The organism is Pseudomonas sp. IT-196MI5 (assembly GCF_949767415.1).
In the GTDB taxonomy this organism is placed as follows: Bacteria; Pseudomonadota; Gammaproteobacteria; order Pseudomonadales; family Pseudomonadaceae; genus Aquipseudomonas.
Genome location: NZ_CATKPZ010000077.1, coordinates 107,270 through 127,838 on the forward strand (window position 1 = coordinate 107,270; position 20,569 = coordinate 127,838).

Genomic DNA, 20,569 nt, shown 5'->3' on the forward strand with positions numbered 1-20,569 from the left:
CTCCCCGAGCTTTCCAAACCACTCAGGGAGCAAACGCATGAACACACAACTCAAACCCACGCTGGGCACCTTGCATCTGTGGGGCATTGCGGTCGGGCTGGTGATTTCCGGAGAATATTTCGGCTGGAGCTATGGCTGGGGCGTGGCCGGGACTTTAGGCTTTCTGCTGACCTCGTTCATGGTCGCCACCATGTACACCTGCTTCATCTTCAGTTTCACCGAACTGACCACCGCCATTCCTCACGCCGGCGGTCCCTTTGCCTACAGCCGTCGCGCCTTTGGCGAAAAAGGCGGGTTGATCGCCGGGCTGGCGACACTGATCGAATTCGTCTTCGCCCCGCCAGCGATTGCCCTGGCCATCGGCGCCTACCTCAATGTGCAGTTTCCAGCCCTGGACCCGAAACACGCAGCAGTCGGCGCCTATATCGTGTTCATGGGCCTCAACATCCTCGGCGTGAAACTGGCGGCGACCTTCGAGCTGGTGGTCTGCGTATTGGCGGTCGTCGAATTACTGGTGTTCATGGGCGTAGTCGCCCCGGCGTTCAGCTTCAGCAATTTCGCCCTCAATGGCTGGGCCGGTTCCGACGTGTTCGGCGCCCCGGCGATTGCCGGGATGTTCGCGGCGATCCCTTTTGCCATCTGGTTCTTCCTTGCCATCGAAGGCGCAGCCATGGCCGCCGAAGAAGCCAAGGACCCGAAACGCACGATTCCCAAGGCTTACATCAGCGGAATTTTGACCCTGGTGCTGCTGGCGATGGGGGTGATGTTCTTCGCCGGTGGCGTCGGCGACTGGCGCACCCTGTCAAACATCAACGACCCGCTGCCGCAGGCAATGAAAACCGTGGTCGGCGAAAGCTCGGGCTGGTTGCACATGCTGGTATGGATCGGCCTGTTCGGCCTGGTGGCGAGTTTCCATGGGATCATCCTTGGCTACTCGCGGCAGTTCTTCGCCCTCGCACGGGCCGGTTACCTGCCCGCGTCCCTGGCCAGATTGTCGCGCTTTCAAACCCCGCACCGGGCAATCATCGCCGGCGGTGTCATCGGCATTGCAGCCATCTACAGCGATGGCGTGATCAACCTCGGCGGCATGACACTGACCGCTGCGATGATCACCATGGCCGTGTTCGGCGCTATCGTGATGTACATCATGAGCATGCTCAGCCTGTTCAAACTGCGTAAAACCGAGCCGAACCTGGAACGCACCTTCCGTGCCCCTTGCTACCCGCTGGTGCCGTTCATTGCATTGATGCTGGCGGTGGTGTGTCTGATGGCGATGGCCTGGTTCAACACCTTGATCGGTCTGATCTTTCTGGGCTTCATGGTGGCAGGTTTCGTGTATTTCATGCTCACCGCACAATTGCGCGCCGACGCTCCGGCGGATGCGATGCTGACCGGACATTAAAAGCGTTCGAGTGAACCTTGAATAACAGGCATAGAATGGGAGTGACAGCAATGGAACTGCGATGAAACCCCATCACTCATAATGATATGTACGATCGGTTGGCGAACCCTCGCCAACCCGCCTGCTTTTCAAGGAGAGTCCTATGCCCTGGTATGCCTGGCTGATTCTGGTCGTTGCCATCGGCTCGATCGTTGGTGGTCTGATGCTGCTGCGCGACACTGCCAACAAGGTCGAACTGACCGAAGAGCAACGCAAGCGCGTCGCCGAACGCAATGCGCAAATGGACGCAAAGGAAGCGCAGGACCGCTGACTGAAAACCCCGCCTGTAACGGCGGGGTTTGTTTTTGTGTGGAATCTCCTTAAATCATGCTGCTTTGTAGCCATATCGAAGCATCTGCATGCTTTTTAGAAGTAGAAGTACAGTCACCATGCAATTTTCATTGGTTAATATGGGCCGCATTGATGCGGAGATATCAGATGCGTTATTCGCAGGACCATAAAGCCCAGACCCACCAACGCATAATCAGGGAAGCTTCAGCGCGATTTCGACGCGACGGTATCGGCGCAACCGGGCTGCAACCCTTGATGAAGGCACTGGGTTTGACCCATGGTGGCTTTTACTCACACTTCAAGTCCAAAGACGAACTGGTGGAGAAAGCCTTGCAAGAGGCTGGCGTACAGGTCGACCAGTTGTGCGCGCAAATCTTCGCCGAGGAACACCCACTCGAAACCTTCATCGACACCTACCTGTCCGAATGGCATCAAACCTCGCCTCACGAGGGCTGCCCGCTGCTGACCATTTCTTCGGAACTCGGGCTGCGAGGGCAACCGAGCCCAACCAGCGACGTCGTGCTCCAGGCGCGACTCGATCAGATCCAGCACACCCTCGACGGAGAGCGCAGCGCCGAGCGCAGCATCGTCATCATGTCGACGCTGGTCGGCGCCTTGCTGTTATCGCGCAGTGTCGCCGACGCCGAGTTTGCCCAACGGATCCTCGACGTCGCACGCGAACACCTCAAACACTCACAGGATTAACCCTGCCAACGCTTGAACAGCACACTGGCATTGACCCCGCCAAATCCGAAGCCGTTGGATAACGCGTATTCGATGGCCATCGGCCGCGCGCTGCCATGAACGATGTCGACACCTTCAGTGGCAGGGTCCGGGTTCTCGAAATTGAGAGTCGCCGGCACGATCTGGTCACGAATCGCCAGCAGCGTAAAGATCGCCTCGATCCCCCCCGCTGCACCAAGCAAATGCCCGGTCGCCGACTTGGTCGATGTCACGGCGATGCCGTTTTGCGCACCGAACAACGCCTTGATTGCCGCCAACTCACCCAGATCACCCACCGGAGTCGAGGTTGCATGAGCATTCAAATGCTGAACCTGAGCCGGTGAAACACCGGCCTGTGCCAATGCCAACGACATCGCTCGCCGCGCACCACTGCCGTCCTCGGGGCCCGCGGTCAGGTGATAGGCATCTGCGCTGGTGCCGTAGCCGACGAGTTCCGCCAGCGGCTGAGCGCCGCGAGCCAGCGCATGTTCCAGAGACTCGATGACCAGCAGCCCGGCCCCTTCTCCCATGACAAAGCCATCGCGACCACTGTCAAAAGGTCGCGAAGCGCGCTCAGGCGTTTCGTTGTAAGCGCTGGACAAGGCACGAGCAGCCGCAAACCCGGCAAGGCTGACCCGATCGATTGCTGCTTCCGCACCACCGCACACCGCGATATCCGCCTCACCCGCGCGAATCAGCCGCGCCGCATCGCCGATAGCCTGAACCCCGGCGGCACATGCCGTGACCGGCGCGCCTAATGGTCCCTTGAAGCCATGCTGGATCGACACATGACCTGCCGCGAGGTTGACCAGAAATGAAGGGATAGTGAATGGAGACAAACGTTTCGGACCACGACTATCGGTGGTGCGCACCGCGTCGGCAATCGCACCAAAACCACCTACGCCTGAACCGATGATGGTGGCCGTGCGCTCCTGGGCATTGGCGTCCAGCGCTTGCCAGCCGGCCTGCGCCAGTGCCTGACGCGCCGCTTCCATGGCGAACAGAATGAAGCGATCCATTTTCTTCTGTTCTTTGGGTGGGGTTGCGAGGTCCGGATCGAACCCTGCTTCCGGATCATCGGCCAGCGTCTGCACCGTCCCCCCAACCTTGGCCGGCAGATCGGCAACCACCTCTTGCGCAAGATTGCGCAGCCCGGAACGCCCGGCCAGCAGCCGCTCCCAGACCGCTTCGACACCGCACCCCAGCGGCGACACCAGGCCCATGCCCGTTACAACTATACGACGATGATTCATACCGCAATACCTCAGTCAATTAGGGGCGTTTCATTTGTAACTCGCAGCGCCTTTACTTTTGGAACGATTGGGGGCCATCACATGCCGTGCCGCAACATAAGGCATCTCGGTCGGCGGCATCAGGTAGCGAAGCAATGGTGATGAGGGCGGTGCCTTGGGACTGAATGGACGTCATGACTTGGCTCCTGGGAGATGCCAGAAGGATAGACAAGCGACTGAATCTCAGCCTGCCTGGACGAGCCGCGCATTTATTATACACATAATTTAATATGGTATATTACAGTCGTAATTTTTTATTGCCGACAGAAGTCAAAACCCGCTGCAGTCACCAAAAACTAAAAAAAAGCCGGTCAATGACCGGCCTCCAAGACTCATTTACAAGCTTAGTTCAACCGGGACTTCTCGCGATTCTTATCTGGAAGGGCCTTGTCGATACCCTTCACTTCGAACAACTCGTCGGACACAAACAGACCAATATTTTCGCGATACGCAACAATCGCCAGAGCCTTGGTCTCCCCCCTACACCGGTTAACTCACACCGCAGAGTCGGCGCATCGGCCCTGCCAAGATCCACTGTGCCGGATTGCACATTCGCTGAATGCCTTCCATCACCACCGCAACCTTGGCAGATCCGGATTCGCTGCAGGCTCTGCCTGGCGGTAAAAGAGGCGCTGGTAAGCAAAGCAAAACCTGGGAGTAGAAATAGCCCGCACGCATAAATGGCGCTCCATGACATCGGCTGAAGAAGCAGCATTTCTGAATGCTACTCCTCAAATCAGGCGCCGTGGGAGAATGTCAAGAATGCGTCTGTTGCGAAAAATGAAACAATCAAAGGTCGAGATGAAGGAACTTGGCCAAATAACAGTTGGTCACTGTAAACACTGGAGCTGACAGTACGATTCCAGCAGCTGCGTGAAGAGCGAAGAGCGTCTCAACAAAATTTACTTAAATCGTGAGTCACTTCGAATAAATTATCCAGCAATAGCGGGACATTAAATACAAACAGATATTTTAACTATAAAAGTCGCGTGTAACTTCTTGAGAAGATGCATCATCAATAGGTCAATGGCACGATTGTAACAAGGTAGCGCTTCGTGAAAAGGCAGTGAGTGGAACTGATTCCGCCCCTTTAGCGTTGCTAAAATAGCCCATTGATTGCCGAGTCACCAACCGTTGCATCTTCCAGGCAAGCAAGTTTGGTCAGCCGCGGCAGAAATCACAGCTTCCGCCGATCGGTTAGAACTGGAGGACCCTGGCTGTAGACAGGGGATTGAAAAAACGTGAAAATCGGCAGCTGCATTATGACCTGCTGCGAAATCTCAATAAATGACTGCGAAGAAAAATATCAGCGCTCTATCCTCTCCAGTGGCTGCGAGTGCTGCAGCCATCATCGGTCGATTTCTCCTGCTTGGTACGGGGGCCCTGACCGGAGTTCTACTGCCACTCACTATGAAGCAAGAGTCCGTGGGCTTGTTTTTTTTGTGCCAATCCATAATAGCAGCGCTTGCCACTTTGGGTCAGTTAGGTTTAAGCATTACAGCTCCGGCTATTATCTCCAGAGCCATCGGTGATAAAGACACTGCCAGGATAAAGCAAACTTTACGGCGCACTTTAATCATTGGATGCTCAGCGGCAAGTCTGTTCGCGGTTACTTTTTTGATAACTCTAACGATACTGGAAAACCTGTTGCACTCAGAGTTGACAGGCGCGCTGCAGAAATTAGCACCACTTATCTCAATCAGTATGATGTTAGCTGCCACGGTAACTTTACTATCCGAGCAACACCGGGTTTTAGGACACTTTGTTCAGGCGAGTTTCCTGGTAGTTGGTACTGGTGTCGCCAGCGCTGCCGCCGTCATTATTGCCTGGCAGTCAAAGATAACACTGTCATTGGACACCCTTCTCTTTTCGGGAGTTCTTGGTGTTTTATGTACCGCATTACTGGGTGGATATTCCCTGTGGCGCTGGCATAATACTCATGATGGGGAAACCAAAGAAACTGTAAGTTATTCCGAAATACTGTGGCAAACCATACCTAACCTTACCACCACAAGCGTGCTATTTATCATAGCTCAAGCAGACTTGTGGATCATTGTTTTCTTTGGCAGCACCGCTGACGTAGCAATCTATGGCCTGGCATCACGGCTTGCTATCTTGGTGATAATTCCCTTGGCAGTAGTCAATACAGTCATCGCACCATCAATTGGGCGTCTGTGGGTTCGACGAAAAAAACGTTACTTGCAAAAAGTGATGGGTATCGGTGCGGGTGTAGCAACAGGAATGGCAATTACGGGCTATCTATTATTTGCCATTCTAGGTCAACTCATTATTGCAATGGCTTGGCCAGAAGAGTATTCAGAAGCTTACTTTCTATTTATCATTCTCGGCTTCGCTCAAGTTATTCAGACCTTCGCTGGAACCGCCGGCATGGTCTTGGTCATGTTGCAAAAACAACATATTACCATGCGAATCTCTATTGTCAGCGGTGTACTGATGATCGCCGGAGGAAGTGTGGCATTCATATATTTCGGCATAATTGGATTAGCCATCGTTTATAGCTCGGGCAGTATTATTCAGTCAGCCCTGATGATTCATTATGTAAATCGAATATTCAACCTGAAAACAACTGCCAACTTTAAATCAACAATCAAATTCAGCCAATCCTATTTTCACTAAGAGAATCCACATGGACGATAAAATGACGACACTGCCGAAAGTCACTATTGTCATCCCCACGTACAATACTGCTCGATATTTGTTGGATGCAATTGATAGCGTCAAAAAACAAACCTATCAAAATATCGAGCTGATTGTGGTTGATGATGGATCAACCGATGACACTCCGAATTTGCTGAAGAATCATCCTATGCAGTTTTCGCATTTCAGACAAGAAAATGCTGGACAAAGCGCTGCCATGAATTTCGGATGGAAACAAAGTTCCGGCGATTTGTTGGGTTATCTAAGTGCTGATGACAGATTACACCCTACTGCAATCGAGACGATGGTCTCGCGAATGGCGTTGTCACCTGAAGCAGTATTGGCATACCCGGACTTTTGCGTAATCGACGAAGACTCAAATTACGTTAGAACCATTACAGCCCCCGAATATTCTGAAAATCTGCTCATTGCCAACTTCCAATGTTTACCTGGTCCAGGCGCGCTATTCAAACGGACAACATGGGCGCTAGTAGGCGACTGGAATACTGGGTTAAGAAACATTCCAGACATGGACTTTTTTCTGCGCTTTTGTCAACACGGCCCATTCATCCGCGTCCCAGAGGCACTCGCAGATTTTCGCATTCACTCGGGGTCAACTACCTATAACCCCTCCAGTGCGCAACGTTCAGACGAGCCAGTTACCGTTATTAAAGATTTTTATAATACAAATGGTTTACCCAAAAGGTTTCTTCGCTGGAAAAAAAGGGCTATGGCAAACGCCTATCTGCTGTCTGGATTCATGCACGGTTTCTCCGGCCGTTACCTCATCGGTTTAAAGCAGATGTTTCGGGCCGCAATACTAAGTCCCTCATCAATATTTTCTCGCAAGATGATCAGTTATGTAATCGGTATTTGTAGATCCGGATCGGTAAAAAAATGAACAGGACCTCAGAAGGCTATTTTGATAATAAAGCGACTACAACATGGATTGTCGCCACAGCGACTTTACTTAGCATATGGGCAGGTTTCTATTACCCAGGCATGATCGCTTTATTTGCAACCTATTGCACATTGAGCATTGCCATAATATATGCCACGATTAAAAATCGACCGAAAAGCTACTTCATATTTTTTCTATTTTCTTTTTTGATTTTAGGTTGCTGGGCAAAAATCACTTTACACTTGCTCATTGGAAACAATTTCATAGAGCCTATAGGAGGCTTTGATGAATCGCCAGCCGCATGGAACAACGCCATTGTAGTGTTGATCACAGCATTTAGCGCACTGCTTATCTGCTACTTCATTGTCGTGGCCGGCTTGCAAAAAAGAAAAGAACTGGAAACCAATATAAACACAAAGCCATTATCAACACTCTTGGGCATGGCAATCATCTTCACAATTGCCTCTCTAATTTTTAACTATTACTATTCAATTCTAAAAGTTGGATACGAACCAACTTTAAAACTGAATAGTTATATTTACGTAGTCTTTTCCTTCATGGTCGCCTGGGGAAACTCTATTGCTCTTTTCACCTTGGCTTACTGGTTGGTAAAAAGCGGAAAATTAACTCCGAACATGCTTTTTTATATCGTCATTATTGAGGGTGCACTGACATCAATTTCGATGGGCAGTCGTGCACAAATGATCCTTCATGTTTCGGCCCCTTTTATTGCTTACCTGATACAAGGGAGAAAATTAGAGTGGAACATATCAAAAATTGGCTGGATAAAGATTTTTTCGACGACCGCTTTATTGTTTGCATTTTCGATAATTTCCGTATCAGTCGACCGCCTTTCTTCATTTGCAAAGGCAGTACCTTATACAGAAAAAACCATCGTGAAAGGAAATCTGGAAGAATCCAGGACGTCGTTGAAATTATCCGAAAAAGCTTTAATACACGACGTCACCCCAGAACCATACGTCGCCCCGCATCAACTGTCACTCGAACTGAAGTTCAAACGAATCGCAAACGAATTGAGCAAGCTAATCGTAGACCGATGGATTGGCGCTGAAGGAGTTTTAGCAGTAACGAGTAATCATCACCTGAATTTAGATCTTTTTATCAGAGGCTTAAAAGAAGATCCAGCACAAGGCACACAAGCAATATATCAGCGAATATCCAATGCACAGTATGAAAGATTAGAAAATTTCACATTCATGACAATCCCTGGTCCAATAGCAGTACTGTATTACAGCGGCAATCATCTCGTGCTTTTTGCTGGCATGGCACTATTATTCTTCTTGGGTTATAGCATCGAGCTTGCCGCTAAACGGTTACTGAATAATGTTATGACAAGCGCTACTATTGGCGTTGGAATGGCATACTTGATAGTGCAAATTAATTTCCCCAGAGCGTTTCTATTTTTCGTGATTGAGATAACCGCTTTTCTTATAGGGTTAATTGTGCTGAGAAGGATACTAAATAAACAAAAGCATCCCATCAACTCTTTACATCAACAAGCACTTTAATTGTCCTGAATAAAACCTTCAAAATAATCGACCATATTAGTTACAATTACATGCCAACTATAATGGTCGATTATAAACGACTTAAGTCGTTGCCCTTTAAGCGTCAAATCGTCGATCTCTGAAAACATGACCTGCAGCCCTCTACCGATACCAGCGGCTGTCGGTTCGACTACTCTTCCCCCGTTGATCGTCTGTACTTCGTCAAAGCCACATGTATTTGTCAGTAATACCGGCAAACCTGTGATTCCTGCTTCCAGAGCAACAAGTGACATGGCTTCCGATCTGGAGGGAATGACAAGCATCAATGCATGTTGATAAGCTTCATTCCGCTGGGCTTCATTGAGAAATCCAATAAAATGAACCTGATGAGCTATTTCATGACCAATCAAAGAGGCCTCAAGCTCGGCTTGCATTCCGAAGTCTGGCCCGGCAAGCACTAAAGGATAATGGTGGGCCGCCTTTGTAGAGAGATAGGCTTTAATAAGCAAATCCGGGCCTTTGACAGGAGCAAGCCTACCCATAAATAAAATATACGGCTCTTCGGGCAGATTCTGCAGTGTACGTATTGGGGTTAACGCGGGCTCCGTCACCCCATTCGGAAACACCGGGATACGATCCGGCAAAAAGCCTGTAACTTCTGCAATTAGTACTCGCTCTAACTGAGTAATTGCAATAAACCCCGACGCCCTTTTTATAAGTGATTTACCCAACAATAAATGAAACAGCTTCTTAACTGGACTAGGCTTTCCGATGGAAGCAAACTCACCCGCGGGGCAAAGTACATAAGGAGTCCGCGCGATCCAGGCGAAGAAGCCGGTAATAATGCTCAACAAATTCCAATAGCCCATGATATGGATAATGTCAGCTGACTTCACCGCTTTCCACAGACGCATAAAATTGACCAATGGGATTGGAAAGTGTTGACCAACTTTTCCAGTAATGTAGGTTTTAACACCTCGATTATTAAATTCTGATTGCCAGGAGTCACCGGACATCGCGATGACTTCACAACGACAGCCTTTATCCGCAAGGGTATTGGCTAAGTGTCTTGTGCGTTCCGCAGTCCCTCCCCCACGCTGTGCATCAAGAGAGATATTAATCAATAAAACATTCATACCGTAGCCCTCAAGTGACTCAAGTAACCTTTAAGGCGTTGGGTGAACAGTGCAGAATCTGCCAATCCAAGTTGCAACAATCGATCTTCTTGGAAGCGACGCATTGGATCGGTATTACTAATCCCTCTGGCATTTAATACCAAACGCAGCACTCGCGAGGGGAGGTAAGGAATATGCAATACTGCAGTACGATTGAATACTTCCAGCAAACAATCCTGAAGATAAGCGAAATTATTATTAGCGTCAGCGTCTTCAGTCACTACAATAATTTCCCCCTGAATTATTGGTGCCGCCGTTGTAACAAACAATAAAACCTCGACTACTTTTTCAACGCTGACCAAATGCATTCGCCGTGCACCGTACAATGAACGGCGCAATGCGAGTTTCCAGCCAGGCGCACTCGAAACTTCCCTTACGAATGAAACAATATTTAATCCTCCGACACCAAATACCGCGCCAAGGCGCAAAATCAAGGTTTCGAAATGCTCGGCATTGACAGCGCTCACAAACTTTTCAGCAGCGGCATGCTCACGTTCATAAGGCGTGATAGGTACGATCTGTGAAGCCGAAGTACAAATGCTGTCCTGGCTTGCTCCAAAAACGTCAATACTTGAAACATGGATATAGCGTTTAACACGTGCATTGCCACAAGCGCGCAAAATATTCTTGATCGCTGACAAGAACCATCCGGCACCATCTGGCCGCAGCAAATTCAAAACAATGCTGCCGCAATTCAAAATTTTCTCTAACGACGCGCTATCTTCCAAGTCAAAATGTCGAACCTGTATAGGCGATTCTGTTAACCAATGCGGTTCCTTTCGATGGACCGCAAAAATAATTTCGAACTCTTTGCTGCAATCAACTAAAGAATTGAGTAAATGCTGTCCAACAAAGCCAGTTCCACCTATCACGACGATACGCTGCTCAATGGTTGCGTGGACTTGGCTTTCAGTATCACTTATCTCAAGATTCAAGATGACTCACTCCCTAAATACACAAACAATTCAGGCCCTAGTATTCGAACCAATGCCTTTAAAAATATAAAACAGCTTAAAAATATATAATACATCAATCCTGCAGGCCTATTCTGCCCAGCGCGAATCCCAGCTTACTTTCAGTAACATCCGTAATATAACCGGCTTAATGATCAAGACGTCGTTGCTCGTAAATCCAATCCACTATCTCTCCTTGAGGGGTGTATCCATGGACTGTTTCTCTCAATAATTGTCGAACGAGGGAGTAATCATCCTCATCAAGCGCTGCAAGCAAATGCGTCAGTTTGACCTTGAGGACATCCCAGTCCAAATAATCCTCGTGAGCACTCATGATCATCGAGTGTTGAGTTGCAACTACATTGTCACCAATCAGCAGTTCTTCGTAGAGTTTTTCTCCAGGGCGTAACCCAGTAAACTCAATGGAGATGTCACCGTGCGGATTTTTTTCTGAACGAACACTTAAACCAGACAGATGAATCATTCTCTCTGCCAGTTCAACAATTTTTACAGGCTCCCCCATATCCAGCACGAAAACATCACCTCCCATCCCCATAGAGCCCGCCTGAATAACCAGTTGCGCCGCCTCTGGAATGGTCATGAAGTAACGAGTGATTTTAGGGTGAGTAACTGTGAGCGGACCACCTGATTTTATTTGCTTGTGAAATAATGGTATCACCGAGCCGGAAGAACCTAAAACGTTTCCAAAACGAACCATCGTAAATCGGGTTCGATTGACTCTAGGTATGCTTGCAGTGTCACCAAATAGTACTGGTGCTGGTTCCTTGCTGAGAGCTTGAAGCGTCAGTTCGGCAAGACGCTTAGTGCTACCCATGATATTTGTAGGCCGAACAGCTTTATCCGTCGAAATCAATACAAAATTAGCCACATTTGCCTGGATTGCCGCTTGAGCCGCATTAAGTGTACCTATTACATTATTAAGTACACCCTCGGCAATATTATGTTCGACCATCGGAACGTGTTTATAAGCCGCAGCATGATAGACGGTCGCTACACGCCACGTTGACATTACATCTAAAATTTTAGCCTTATCACGAACCGATCCAAGAATCGGAAGAATTTTCGTAGACAACGACTCCCGAACAATTCGTTGCTCAAGCTCCGATAAAATACTGTAGAGATTAAACTCACTATGTTCGAGCAATAAGAGGACCGTAGGTTGCAATGACAATATTTGCCGACACAACTCAGAACCTATAGACCCACCAGCCCCGGTAACAAGTACGACCTGTTGCTTGATGCAATGTTCGAGTAATTCATGCTGGGCAGAAACCACATCACGCCCCAATAAATCGGCGATATCTACTTCTTGAATATCATCAACCTTTACGCGCCCGCTTGCCAAATCCATGAAACCTGGGACAGTACGAACATGAAGGGGGTATCTCTCCAGAAAACCAAGTATTTCTCGCCGACGCCCACGCGATGCGGAAGGTATCGCCAATAATATTTCCTGCACACCCGTAGCTTCAATCATTTCCTGGATATGCTTTGGTTTATAAACTTTCAGGCCAGAAATAACTCGACTGGCAATACCTCCATCGTCATCGATAAAGGCAACCGGACGCATGACTCGCCCCATTCGCAAAGCTGCAACAAGCTGATTTCCGGCAGCTCCTGCTCCATAAATAGCTACCTTAGGTAATCCATTATCCCTGTTAGTGAAAGGAACATGTTGAGCTGCAGAAAACCAATCACCGAGGAAATATTGACGCATAAACAGTCGAAGACCGCCGACCATGACCAAGCTTAGCCACCAATAATTAAAAATTATTGACCGCGGCACAATATTCTGATGATTGCTATACCAATACATAACAACGCCGAGAATTAACGATGACAAACTTACCGCTTTGATGATCGCAATAAGGGCATCATTACCAAAATAGCGCGTGACCGCACGATACATTCCAAATTGAAAAAAAAGTGGAATTGCTATAAACGGCGCGCTCAAAAAAAGCCAGAAATGCTGAGTGAACGGGTTGACCATCTCATCGATGCCTAATCGGACAACAAACCCCATCCATAGGGCTAGCCACACCAACGCAACATCAGCAGTAACCTGGATCAGTCGTTTACTGCGGCGCGGAAGACCTAATAACAAAGCCCGGAATCTATCCATAACCTCTTCGAACTCTCCTCCACACCTATTTTTATGACGCTTAGAATGCGTTTATTCCCGTACGGCCATCATTTTACACCAGTAAGGGTCGAACATCCGGGTCAGGTCTGAATTTTTCTTTCTCGCCCGGATGAAACACCCTGGCCAAGACGACCAATGGAAGATAAGCAATTATATGGCCCACAATGCCATATCGCCATCTTGGCCTGAGCGCACCAAAATGTGATTCAATTGCTTATCTGACTCAGCAACTGCACGACTCATTTTAATAAGTTCGGGTCGAGCATCAACCGGAGTCATAACCTTGGGCACTCAACTGCCTCTTAAAACGCTCTTTGATACCAGACACATCCAGAAGGACCGCCAATGCGAAACTATTATCAGGAGCCCAATCCAGTCCGGCGACTGACTCAACGATCACGCAGATCCCTCTCCTCGAAAGGCTGTCATGATTGGGCAACCGGCAGCAAGATGTGATGGGACTTTACAGAATAGTGCGTCCGACATATCCCCCCATCACTTAAACCGACCAACAAAACCGAGAAACTCTCAAATATTTCTGACATCCAGCCCACAGAACGCCGCGCCGACAATAACAAACCACCAAAATAGTTATTATTTTGTTCTGCCCCTGCATTCACTAAATGCACACCACCATTGCCAAAAGTTAATATCTTCTTCCAGCTTTAACAACCTGGCAGTATCTACCATCGCGCCCGCAAACTATGCGGCACAAATAGCCCAGAAAATACCACACCAAGTTACATCTTATAAAAAACAAAGCAAAGCCGACAGACGCGCCCCTCCTATATTACTGGGAAGCTGCGCTATCTACCGAATTGAAAAAAACTGCAGATATAGCAAACCGAAAACGATGATTTACCCGCCCCTCGAAAAACACCATTAAACCGTCAACCGAACACTCATCTCTTTATAATTTACTTGGCTGACGCCCGAGGCACCTTCCTGCCCCTAAGCAATAGCCAATACAACAGGGGTCCCAATACCATCCCTACCAACAGCGACAGCACTACAATTACCGACACGGGCAATGCAGGCCCCGTCCATCCAAGAAACACCATCGAAATGGTTTGTTGATTTTCCAGGACGAAGACCAAGACCACTAAAGTTAATAGCAACAACAAAACCGCAAGAATTACGCGTTTGATATTAGGCATTGGTAACAACCCAAACTTCATTTACTATCACGACACTTCCTCCTCATCCTCATTCACCCGATCACGCAACTCCTTGCCGGGCTTGAAATGCGGAACGAACTTGCCATCGAGACTGACAGACTGACCTGTTTTCGGATTACGCCCCACGCGCGGCGCGCGATAGTGCAATGAAAAACTGCCGAAGCCACGGATCTCGATGCGATCGCCGGTGGCCAGGCATTGGGACATTTGCTCAAGCATGGTCTTGATGGCCAGCTCCACATCCTTTGATGAGAGCAGTCCTTGATGGGTGACAATTCGTTCGATCAACTCCGACTTCGTCATATTTTTCCCTTCTTTTTCAAGCAGCTAGATCAGCGCTTCAAAGGTTTTAGCACGCCCGGACGATTTTGAACAGCCCATTGTATTGACCCCATCCTCTCTATGCGTGAGCGCCCGATACAGAAGCGGCGGCGCCCCGGCACCTTGCTCAGCTACAGATAACCAACATGGTCCGTGTCAATAAACCCGCAGGATTGAAGCCAAAAAAGTATTCTTCTTCATGCCTGGCATCGTCGGACCTGACCACCACCTTGTAACCTTCCTCCTTACATTCCCTGTCGGCACGCTTTTGACACCTCTCCACTCCGATCCCAGCCCCGAGCAATCGATCTCGACGTGACTGACTCCGCGTACCGCATGGGTCCTTGCACTAGTCGCACGACCCGCCAATATCAGTACGACAATCACGACAATGAGCCTCTCCATTCACATCTGTATGCCAGAACCTTCGCCCGACTGTCGTTCGCCTTCAGGCATAAGACTAGCTGTAAATAAACGACTGATCCGATTAAAGAAAGAGACAATCTGAAGAGCCTTGGGTTTCTGCAATCCTCCCCGGGAACCAATATCCTGTTCAACCCCATCAGTAGCTAGGGGCTTGTTGCGCGGGTTCTGGACTACTTTTGGAGCGGCGAGGCCATCGTTTCGTACGCTACGCCAATGATGCGAACATTTATGTGCGCAGCCGTCGTGCCGGCGAGCGAGTGATGGCCGGCGTCGAGCGGTTCTTGAGGCGGCGTCTGAAACTGACGCTGAACCGGGAAAAGAACCGGGTAGCCGGGTCAGGGATGTGTGACTACTTGGGCTACGGGATGAGCTGGCATCAACAGCCAAGGCTGAGAGTGGCGACGATGAGTCTGGGTCGCTTGCCCGAGCTCCGCGCAGAGCTACTGCGCGGAGCTCGGGGCCACAAGTTTGTATCATGCGAACAATGGGCTGGCAGGCGCGGTGGTGTACCTCGACAAGTATCAGACCTACTACAACGGAGCGGCATTGACCTCTTCTGGCAAGGTCGTAGCGCAGGCTCTCGCAGAATGAAAATTCACCGCGCAGCGGAAAGATCAACGCGGAGCTCGTCTACGCCGACGGTACCTATAAGGTCGGTCCTCCTTGCGATACGGAAAAGGTAGCTCTGGCTGCAGCCAAGAAGGCTGAAACGGAGAAGTAGCCCAAGCGATCCTGTGCCAGAGACGGCTGGTGTGCTGTCGCAGACCAGTCTCAAAGCTGATAGCATGCCGGCCTTATGAGTATATGTTCACCTAAAGGACGACTGGCAATGACTTTGGCCAAGGTAATACGCTGTGCATCGCCGAAGCGGATTACGTTGGCGGGGTTTGCCCTGGTTTAGATTTCTTCCTCTGCGCTGGGCTCGTCTTTGGTAGAGTAAGCAGCTGCAGCTTGGAAAACGGCAGATCAGGAAGCGAGAGATTGTAGTATCCCGGATATGGACCTGATTGATGCGGTCCCAAAATCCGCAAGAGACCAAGAGAGATGCCTGATCAAAGCAGGCTCGCGCTCTTGGACTCAGCAAAACCAATCTGACATGTCCTGTGCGACAGCTTCTCTGGATATAGTGGGGGTGATCAAGCTGGAAAGTTACGACAGGGTATGCATCGTGGAGCTCACCCGAGCTAAGCGAGACTCGATTGTGGCAAGCGCCAAGTAGATCCCGAGGGCCCAATACACTTGCCGGCTATCGGCTTAGCATTTCAAGGAAATCAAGAATGTATTCATCATTCATCAATCGTGGCCGTCCCTTGCTTGCCCCTGCTTTAGCGCTGTGTTCATGGATATCTTTGAATCCGTACTTTTTATGGGGCTCCAGCAGGCATATTGCATTTGCCGGACTAATAGCTGGCGTCATTGCGGTGCTCGCGTTTATCGCTGGTGATAGGCCACATAAAAGTGAAAAGATCGGCTTTGCCATGATGGCAATTTTTATAGTCTACATAAGCTTGCTCCCCAAAACGGACGGAAGCTTTACACGTTGGTATTTCGTTCTGCCGACTATGCTAGCGCTCTTCGTATTCGAAGACAGTCGGAGAGCCGATCTTATAAAAGCATTTTCGATTATCTTCGGGTTGAGCTTGTTGCCAGGTATTTTGGTATCGATTGGCTCCATTCTCGGGCTTCAAATCAGCTTTGATCACAAGCCGCTTCTAAACCCTGTAATGGCTACAGCGGGAGGCTATTATCTGAATGTGCCCGGTGTGCTATTGCTTGGGAATAACGTGATGTCTCTACCATGGGGCGGAGCGCTCTTCCGTTTGTGTGCGGTTTATGATGAGCCGGGGATGGTGGGTACCGTTTCAGCATTTCTGCTCGCAGCCCATAGGTTCCGGATCAGGTCCACAGCCACCATCCTACTTTTCGTAGGCGGGTTGCTCTCGTTTTCTTTGGCGTTTGCAGTGCTGACAGTCGCTGGTTTTGCTGCTCGGCTGGTGCTGACCCGATCCGCCAGAACCTTGGCGCCTCTCGCTCTGAGCGTAGTTGTGGGGCTGCTTGCCGCAGGAGTCATCAAGCCAGATTCTTTTCACACAGAAACGAATGCGAAAGGCCCTGGAGTTGAAGTCACTACATCGGCATCGGCGCCTAGCTTGACAAGACCATTGTCTTCTCCTCCGGAGCTGGTTGCTGGCCTTCCAGAGACGCAGGCATCGGACGCTTCGGTAGTGAAAAATACCACTGTATTACCGGCCTCAACCTTGCGTCAGACTCAATATATAAACAATAGATCGCTTCCTGAAATGCAAAAACTGATCAATGACTATTGGTCTTCAGGTTTTAAGACTCTTATGTTCGGGGTAAGCGCTGACGCTAGCGTAACGTTTGGTGGAGTCTCTCAAGTAGTAACGAGAATATTCACGGACTTTGGGATCATCGGAATGATCCTTTTTTCCGGCTCTATGATTTTGCTTGCTATCGCACTTCTGCGTAGAGCTGATTTTCCGATATGGGCATTACTGTTTTTCGCGCTGTTCCTGTTTAGTATATATCAGCGGCCAATTGTCTGGATGCCTTACGCGTTCACACTGTTCATTTGTTGCCCGGTATTAGCTGGAGTCGACGTAAAGAAACGAATCAGCGTTACTTAAACGTTATGACTTCATAACAGCATCAATCTCAACATAACCCGCTATGGCGGGTTTAATGAGATGGTCAGCCTGACCGAGAAGCCCTGCAGGTTTACGCTTGCAGGGCTTTTCTCGTTTTCGGCGGAGGATCTCTCATGAACACGATGACGCTTCTCGGTATCGACATTGGCAAACACAGTTTCCACCTGCATGGCCAGGACACCCAAGGCCATCAGGTTTTGCGCAAGAGGGGATGCCCGGACGCGTAGCGAAATACGCACCTTGGATATAGCGCATAAGAAAAATGCCCTCATCTTGCGATACGGGCATTTTCTTTAACTAGCCAGCAGATTGCCAGGCTTTCATACAGCCTGCAATGATCGGCCTTTTCCGTTCAATTACACACTTAGTTCAATTCGATCCTCTCGCGATTCTTGTCCAGAAGCGCTTTACCGATCCCCTTCACTTCCAGCAATTCATCTACCGACGCAAATGGTCCATTACTTTCACGATATGCAACAATCGCTTTGGCTTTGGCCTCGCCTATACCCGACAGTTCACGCTGCAGCGTTGCCGAATCGGCACTATTAAGATCGATTTTGCCCACTTGCTCCTTGGCGGCCACATCCAGTACCCGAGGTGCTTTGAGCATCTCGGGACTGCTCGCTGGAGCAGCGAAAGTAACGGCGGGAACACTGGTGAGAAGGGCAAAGACCAGAGAGTAAAAATAGCCTGTACGCATGATTGAAGCTCCATGACGGCGTTTGAGAAAGCAGCTTTTCCGAAGCTGCTCCTCAAACTTAGGCTATGGAATGGCACTGTCAAAAATATGTACATTGCAAAATATTAAACAATCAGGGCTCGAGACGCCGCTGCTGGTAGATCCAGTCGACGATTTCACCATCCGGGGAGTAGCCGCTAACCGTGTCGCGCAACAACTGGCGAACACGCGCATAATCGTCTTGATCAACGGCACGGAGCAATTCGCTCAGCTTGACCTTCAGCACATCCCAGGACAGGTAATCCTCGTTGGCAGTCATGATCATCGGGTGCTGAGTGGCAGCCACGTTGTCACCGATCAACAATTCCTCATAAAGTTTTTCACCCGGACGCAGCCCCGTGAACTCGATTGAGATGTCGCCATGCGGGTTTTTTTCCGAACGGACACTCAAACCAGATAAATGGATCATCTTCTCGGCGAGTTCGACAATCCTGACAGGCTCCCCCATATCTAAAACGAAAACATCACCGCCCTGCCCCATGGAACCCGCTTGAATAACCAGTTGTGCGGCTTCGGGAATGGTCATGAAGTATCGAGTGATCTTTGGGTGGGTGACCGTCAGCGGCCCCCCCGACTTGATCTGTTTGTGAAATAACGGAATAACCGAACCGGACGATCCCAGAACGTTTCCAAACCGAACCATCGTGAAGCGCGTCTTGTTCACCCGAGAAACGTTGGTCGTGTCACCAAACAATACCGGCGCCAACTCTCGACTGAGCGCCTGAAGCGTCAACTCGGAAAGACGCTTGGTACTGCCCATTACATTGGTAGGCCTCACGGCCTTGTCGGTCGAAATCAATACAAAGTTGGAGACACCTGCCTGAAGTGCGGCCTGGGCTGTATTGAGCGTGCCAATCACATTGTTGAGCAGACCTTCGGCAATATTATGCTCGACCATTGGCACGTGCTTGTAGGCTGCGGCGTGATACACCGTATCCACGTGCCAGGACTTCATCACATCGAGAAGTTTTTCCTGGTTGCGCACGGACCCCAGGATTGGCAAAAGACGGATCGATAATGACTCTCGTGCAATTCTCTGTTCCAGCTCGGACAATATGCTGTAGAGATTGAATTCGCTATGTTCAAACAATAAAAGTGTCGTGGGCCCGAGCTCCAGAATCTGACGGCAGAGTTCGGAGCCGATGGAGCCTCCGGCACCCGTGACCAGAACGGACTGCCCCTTGATGCAGTGCTCAAGTAACTCCCCTTGGGCCGGAACAGCGTCACGGCCGAGCAGGTCAGCAATGTCTACCTCCTGGATGTCGTCGACCTTGACCCTGCCACTGGCCAGATCCATGAACCCCGGGATACTCCGAACATGCAGAGGGAAACCTTCGAGAAAACCAAGAATCTCGCGGCGGCGACCACGATTGGACGACGGAATGGCAAGGAGAATTTCCTGAGCGCCCGTATTGTCGATCATTTGCTGGATATGTTTAGGCTTATAGACTTGCAGCCCTGAAATAACCCTGTCGGCAATCCCGCTATCATCATCGATAAAGGCAACAGGTCGCATGACCCTCCCCATTCGCAAGGCGGTAACGAGTTGATTGCCTGCGGCCCCGGCACCGTAAATCGCAACTTTTGGCAATCCGTCATCCCTGTTCGTGAACGGGACATGCTGAGCTGCGCTGAACCAATCACCCATAAAATACTGGCGCATGGCCAAGCGTAATCCCCCGATCATGATCAGACTCAACCACCAGTAGTTGAATATGATCGAGCGGGGAACGACGTTCTGATGATTGCTGTACCAGTAAACCAAGACGCCGAGGATCAGGGACGATAATGTGACGGCCTTGATAATGGCAATAAGTGCATCATTGCCGAAATACCGCATCACCGCGCGGTACATGCCAAAGCGGATGAACAAAGGAATTGCCACGACAGGCGCGCTGACAAAGAGCCAAACATGCTGAGTGAGGGGATTGATCATCTCGTCCAGCCCCAGACGCACAACAAACGCCATCCACAAGGCAAACCAGACCAGAAAAATATCAGTCAATACCTGCAAAATGCGCTTATGTCGTCTTGGCAGACTTAATAAATTTGCCCGAATCTTATCCATAACCCCTCTAAACACCTCTCGAAGCCCCTAGCATTGATACAACAACTACAGCTTTTGGTATC

General features: G+C 49.7%; 15 protein-coding genes and 3 pseudogenes. 8 read left to right on the plus strand and 10 right to left on the minus strand.

From position 1 onward, the window contains the following. Nucleotides 1-37: 37 nt before the first annotated feature. From eat to ACM6IK_RS26290, 3 genes are all read left to right on the plus strand, one after another. Nucleotides 38-1,402, plus strand: a complete 1,365-nt coding sequence (gene eat / locus ACM6IK_RS26280) for an ethanolamine permease (RefSeq protein WP_414876621.1) — start codon at nucleotides 38-40, stop codon at nucleotides 1,400-1,402. A gap of 142 nt (nucleotides 1,403-1,544) precedes the next feature. Beyond that, a complete protein-coding gene (locus ACM6IK_RS26285; protein ID WP_414876622.1) occupies nucleotides 1,545-1,712 on the plus strand; it encodes a DUF2897 family protein in 168 nt (55 codons plus the stop codon). Nucleotides 1,713-1,879: 167 nt separating this feature from the next. Beyond that, entirely contained in the window at nucleotides 1,880-2,437 is a 558-nt protein-coding gene (locus tag ACM6IK_RS26290) for a TetR/AcrR family transcriptional regulator (protein WP_414876623.1), read from the plus strand. On the opposite strand, the gene fabF is transcribed toward ACM6IK_RS26290, so the two are convergent. After that, nucleotides 2,434-3,708, minus strand: a complete 1,275-nt coding sequence (fabF, locus tag ACM6IK_RS26295; protein WP_414876624.1) for a beta-ketoacyl-ACP synthase II — start codon at nucleotides 3,706-3,708, stop codon at nucleotides 2,434-2,436. The two genes, ACM6IK_RS26290 and fabF, sit on opposite strands and share 4 nt — an antisense overlap. Before the next feature lie 1,326 nt (nucleotides 3,709-5,034). On the opposite strand from fabF, the gene ACM6IK_RS26300 reads away from it, so the two are divergent. From ACM6IK_RS26300 to ACM6IK_RS26310, 3 genes are read left to right on the plus strand one after another with little or no spacing between them, the layout of a single operon-like run. Next, nucleotides 5,035-6,384 (plus strand): lipopolysaccharide biosynthesis protein, encoded by a 1,350-nt coding sequence (locus ACM6IK_RS26300; RefSeq protein ID WP_414876625.1) that lies wholly within the window; start codon nucleotides 5,035-5,037, stop codon nucleotides 6,382-6,384. Nucleotides 6,385-6,394: 10 nt separating this feature from the next. Continuing rightward, entirely contained in the window at nucleotides 6,395-7,306 is a 912-nt protein-coding gene (locus tag ACM6IK_RS26305; protein WP_414876626.1) for a glycosyltransferase, read from the plus strand. Then, nucleotides 7,303-8,835, plus strand: a complete 1,533-nt coding sequence (locus ACM6IK_RS26310; RefSeq protein WP_414876627.1) for a hypothetical protein — start codon at nucleotides 7,303-7,305, stop codon at nucleotides 8,833-8,835. Before ACM6IK_RS26305 ends, ACM6IK_RS26310 begins: the two co-directional genes overlap by 4 nt. Here the strand turns inward: ACM6IK_RS26310 and ACM6IK_RS26315 are convergent. From ACM6IK_RS26315 to ACM6IK_RS26345, 7 genes and pseudogenes are all read right to left on the minus strand, one after another. Continuing rightward, nucleotides 8,832-9,950, minus strand: coding sequence for a glycosyltransferase (locus tag ACM6IK_RS26315; protein ID WP_414876628.1), 1,119 nt, complete (start codon nucleotides 9,948-9,950; stop codon nucleotides 8,832-8,834). The two genes, ACM6IK_RS26310 and ACM6IK_RS26315, sit on opposite strands and share 4 nt — an antisense overlap. Continuing rightward, on the minus strand, nucleotides 9,947-10,924 hold the full coding sequence (locus ACM6IK_RS26320) for an NAD-dependent epimerase/dehydratase family protein (protein WP_414876629.1): 978 nt from the start codon (nucleotides 10,922-10,924) through the stop codon (nucleotides 9,947-9,949). The genes ACM6IK_RS26315 and ACM6IK_RS26320 overlap by 4 nt, the downstream gene beginning before the upstream one ends. A 166-nt stretch (nucleotides 10,925-11,090) precedes the next feature. Beyond that, nucleotides 11,091-13,085, minus strand: a complete 1,995-nt coding sequence (locus ACM6IK_RS26325) for a polysaccharide biosynthesis protein (protein WP_414876630.1) — start codon at nucleotides 13,083-13,085, stop codon at nucleotides 11,091-11,093. Nucleotides 13,086-13,268: 183 nt separating this feature from the next. Further along, nucleotides 13,269-13,385, minus strand: a pseudogene (locus tag ACM6IK_RS26330) (UDP-N-acetylglucosamine 2-epimerase (non-hydrolyzing)); the annotation flags it as partial. A 638-nt stretch (nucleotides 13,386-14,023) separates the two neighbouring features. Beyond that, complete coding sequence (locus ACM6IK_RS26335) at nucleotides 14,024-14,263, minus strand: DUF1049 domain-containing protein (protein ID WP_414876631.1); 240 nt, start codon at nucleotides 14,261-14,263, stop codon at nucleotides 14,024-14,026. Between the two features lie 27 nt (nucleotides 14,264-14,290). Further along, a complete protein-coding gene (ihfB, locus tag ACM6IK_RS26340; protein ID WP_108215432.1) occupies nucleotides 14,291-14,587 on the minus strand; it encodes an integration host factor subunit beta in 297 nt (98 codons plus the stop codon). Nucleotides 14,588-14,732: 145 nt separating this feature from the next. Beyond that, a pseudogene (locus ACM6IK_RS26345) lies at nucleotides 14,733-15,010 on the minus strand (hypothetical protein). Nucleotides 15,011-15,207: 197 nt separating this feature from the next. On the opposite strand from ACM6IK_RS26345, the pseudogene ACM6IK_RS26350 reads away from it, so the two are divergent. Both ACM6IK_RS26350 and ACM6IK_RS26355 read left to right on the plus strand, forming a co-directional pair. Continuing rightward, nucleotides 15,208-15,507: pseudogene (locus tag ACM6IK_RS26350) on the plus strand (group II intron reverse transcriptase/maturase); the annotation flags it as partial. Between the two features lie 801 nt (nucleotides 15,508-16,308). Further along, nucleotides 16,309-17,679, plus strand: coding sequence for a hypothetical protein (locus ACM6IK_RS26355; protein WP_414876632.1), 1,371 nt, complete (start codon nucleotides 16,309-16,311; stop codon nucleotides 17,677-17,679). A gap of 385 nt (nucleotides 17,680-18,064) precedes the next feature. Here the strand turns inward: ACM6IK_RS26355 and ACM6IK_RS26360 are convergent, their stop codons facing one another. Together ACM6IK_RS26360 and ACM6IK_RS26365 are read right to left on the minus strand one after the other, a co-directional pair. Next, entirely contained in the window at nucleotides 18,065-18,400 is a 336-nt protein-coding gene (locus ACM6IK_RS26360; RefSeq protein WP_414876633.1) for a ComEA family DNA-binding protein, read from the minus strand. A gap of 112 nt (nucleotides 18,401-18,512) precedes the next feature. Beyond that, on the minus strand, nucleotides 18,513-20,507 hold the full coding sequence (locus tag ACM6IK_RS26365; protein ID WP_414876634.1) for a polysaccharide biosynthesis protein: 1,995 nt from the start codon (nucleotides 20,505-20,507) through the stop codon (nucleotides 18,513-18,515). Between the last annotated feature and the right edge of the window lie 62 nt (nucleotides 20,508-20,569).

Coding starts and splice junctions, on each gene's coding strand:
- ACM6IK_RS26310 (WP_414876627.1), top strand. CDS start 7,303: ATGAACAGGACCTCAGAAGGCTATTTTGATAATAAAGCGACTACAACA.
- eat (WP_414876621.1), top strand. CDS start 38: ATGAACACACAACTCAAACCCACGCTGGGCACCTTGCATCTGTGGGGC.
- ACM6IK_RS26315 (WP_414876628.1), bottom strand. CDS start 9,950: ATGAATGTTTTATTGATTAATATCTCTCTTGATGCACAGCGTGGGGGA.
- ACM6IK_RS26360 (WP_414876633.1), bottom strand. CDS start 18,400: ATGCGTACAGGCTATTTTTACTCTCTGGTCTTTGCCCTTCTCACCAGT.
- fabF (WP_414876624.1), bottom strand. CDS start 3,708: ATGAATCATCGTCGTATAGTTGTAACGGGCATGGGCCTGGTGTCGCCG.
- ACM6IK_RS26285 (WP_414876622.1), top strand. CDS start 1,545: ATGCCCTGGTATGCCTGGCTGATTCTGGTCGTTGCCATCGGCTCGATC.
- ACM6IK_RS26335 (WP_414876631.1), bottom strand. CDS start 14,263: ATGCCTAATATCAAACGCGTAATTCTTGCGGTTTTGTTGTTGCTATTA.
- ACM6IK_RS26300 (WP_414876625.1), top strand. CDS start 5,035: ATGACTGCGAAGAAAAATATCAGCGCTCTATCCTCTCCAGTGGCTGCG.
- ACM6IK_RS26365 (WP_414876634.1), bottom strand. CDS start 20,507: ATGGATAAGATTCGGGCAAATTTATTAAGTCTGCCAAGACGACATAAG.
- ACM6IK_RS26290 (WP_414876623.1), top strand. CDS start 1,880: ATGCGTTATTCGCAGGACCATAAAGCCCAGACCCACCAACGCATAATC.
- ACM6IK_RS26325 (WP_414876630.1), bottom strand. CDS start 13,085: ATGGATAGATTCCGGGCTTTGTTATTAGGTCTTCCGCGCCGCAGTAAA.
- ACM6IK_RS26305 (WP_414876626.1), top strand. CDS start 6,395: ATGGACGATAAAATGACGACACTGCCGAAAGTCACTATTGTCATCCCC.
- ihfB (WP_108215432.1), bottom strand. CDS start 14,587: ATGACGAAGTCGGAGTTGATCGAACGAATTGTCACCCATCAAGGACTG.
- ACM6IK_RS26355 (WP_414876632.1), top strand. CDS start 16,309: ATGTATTCATCATTCATCAATCGTGGCCGTCCCTTGCTTGCCCCTGCT.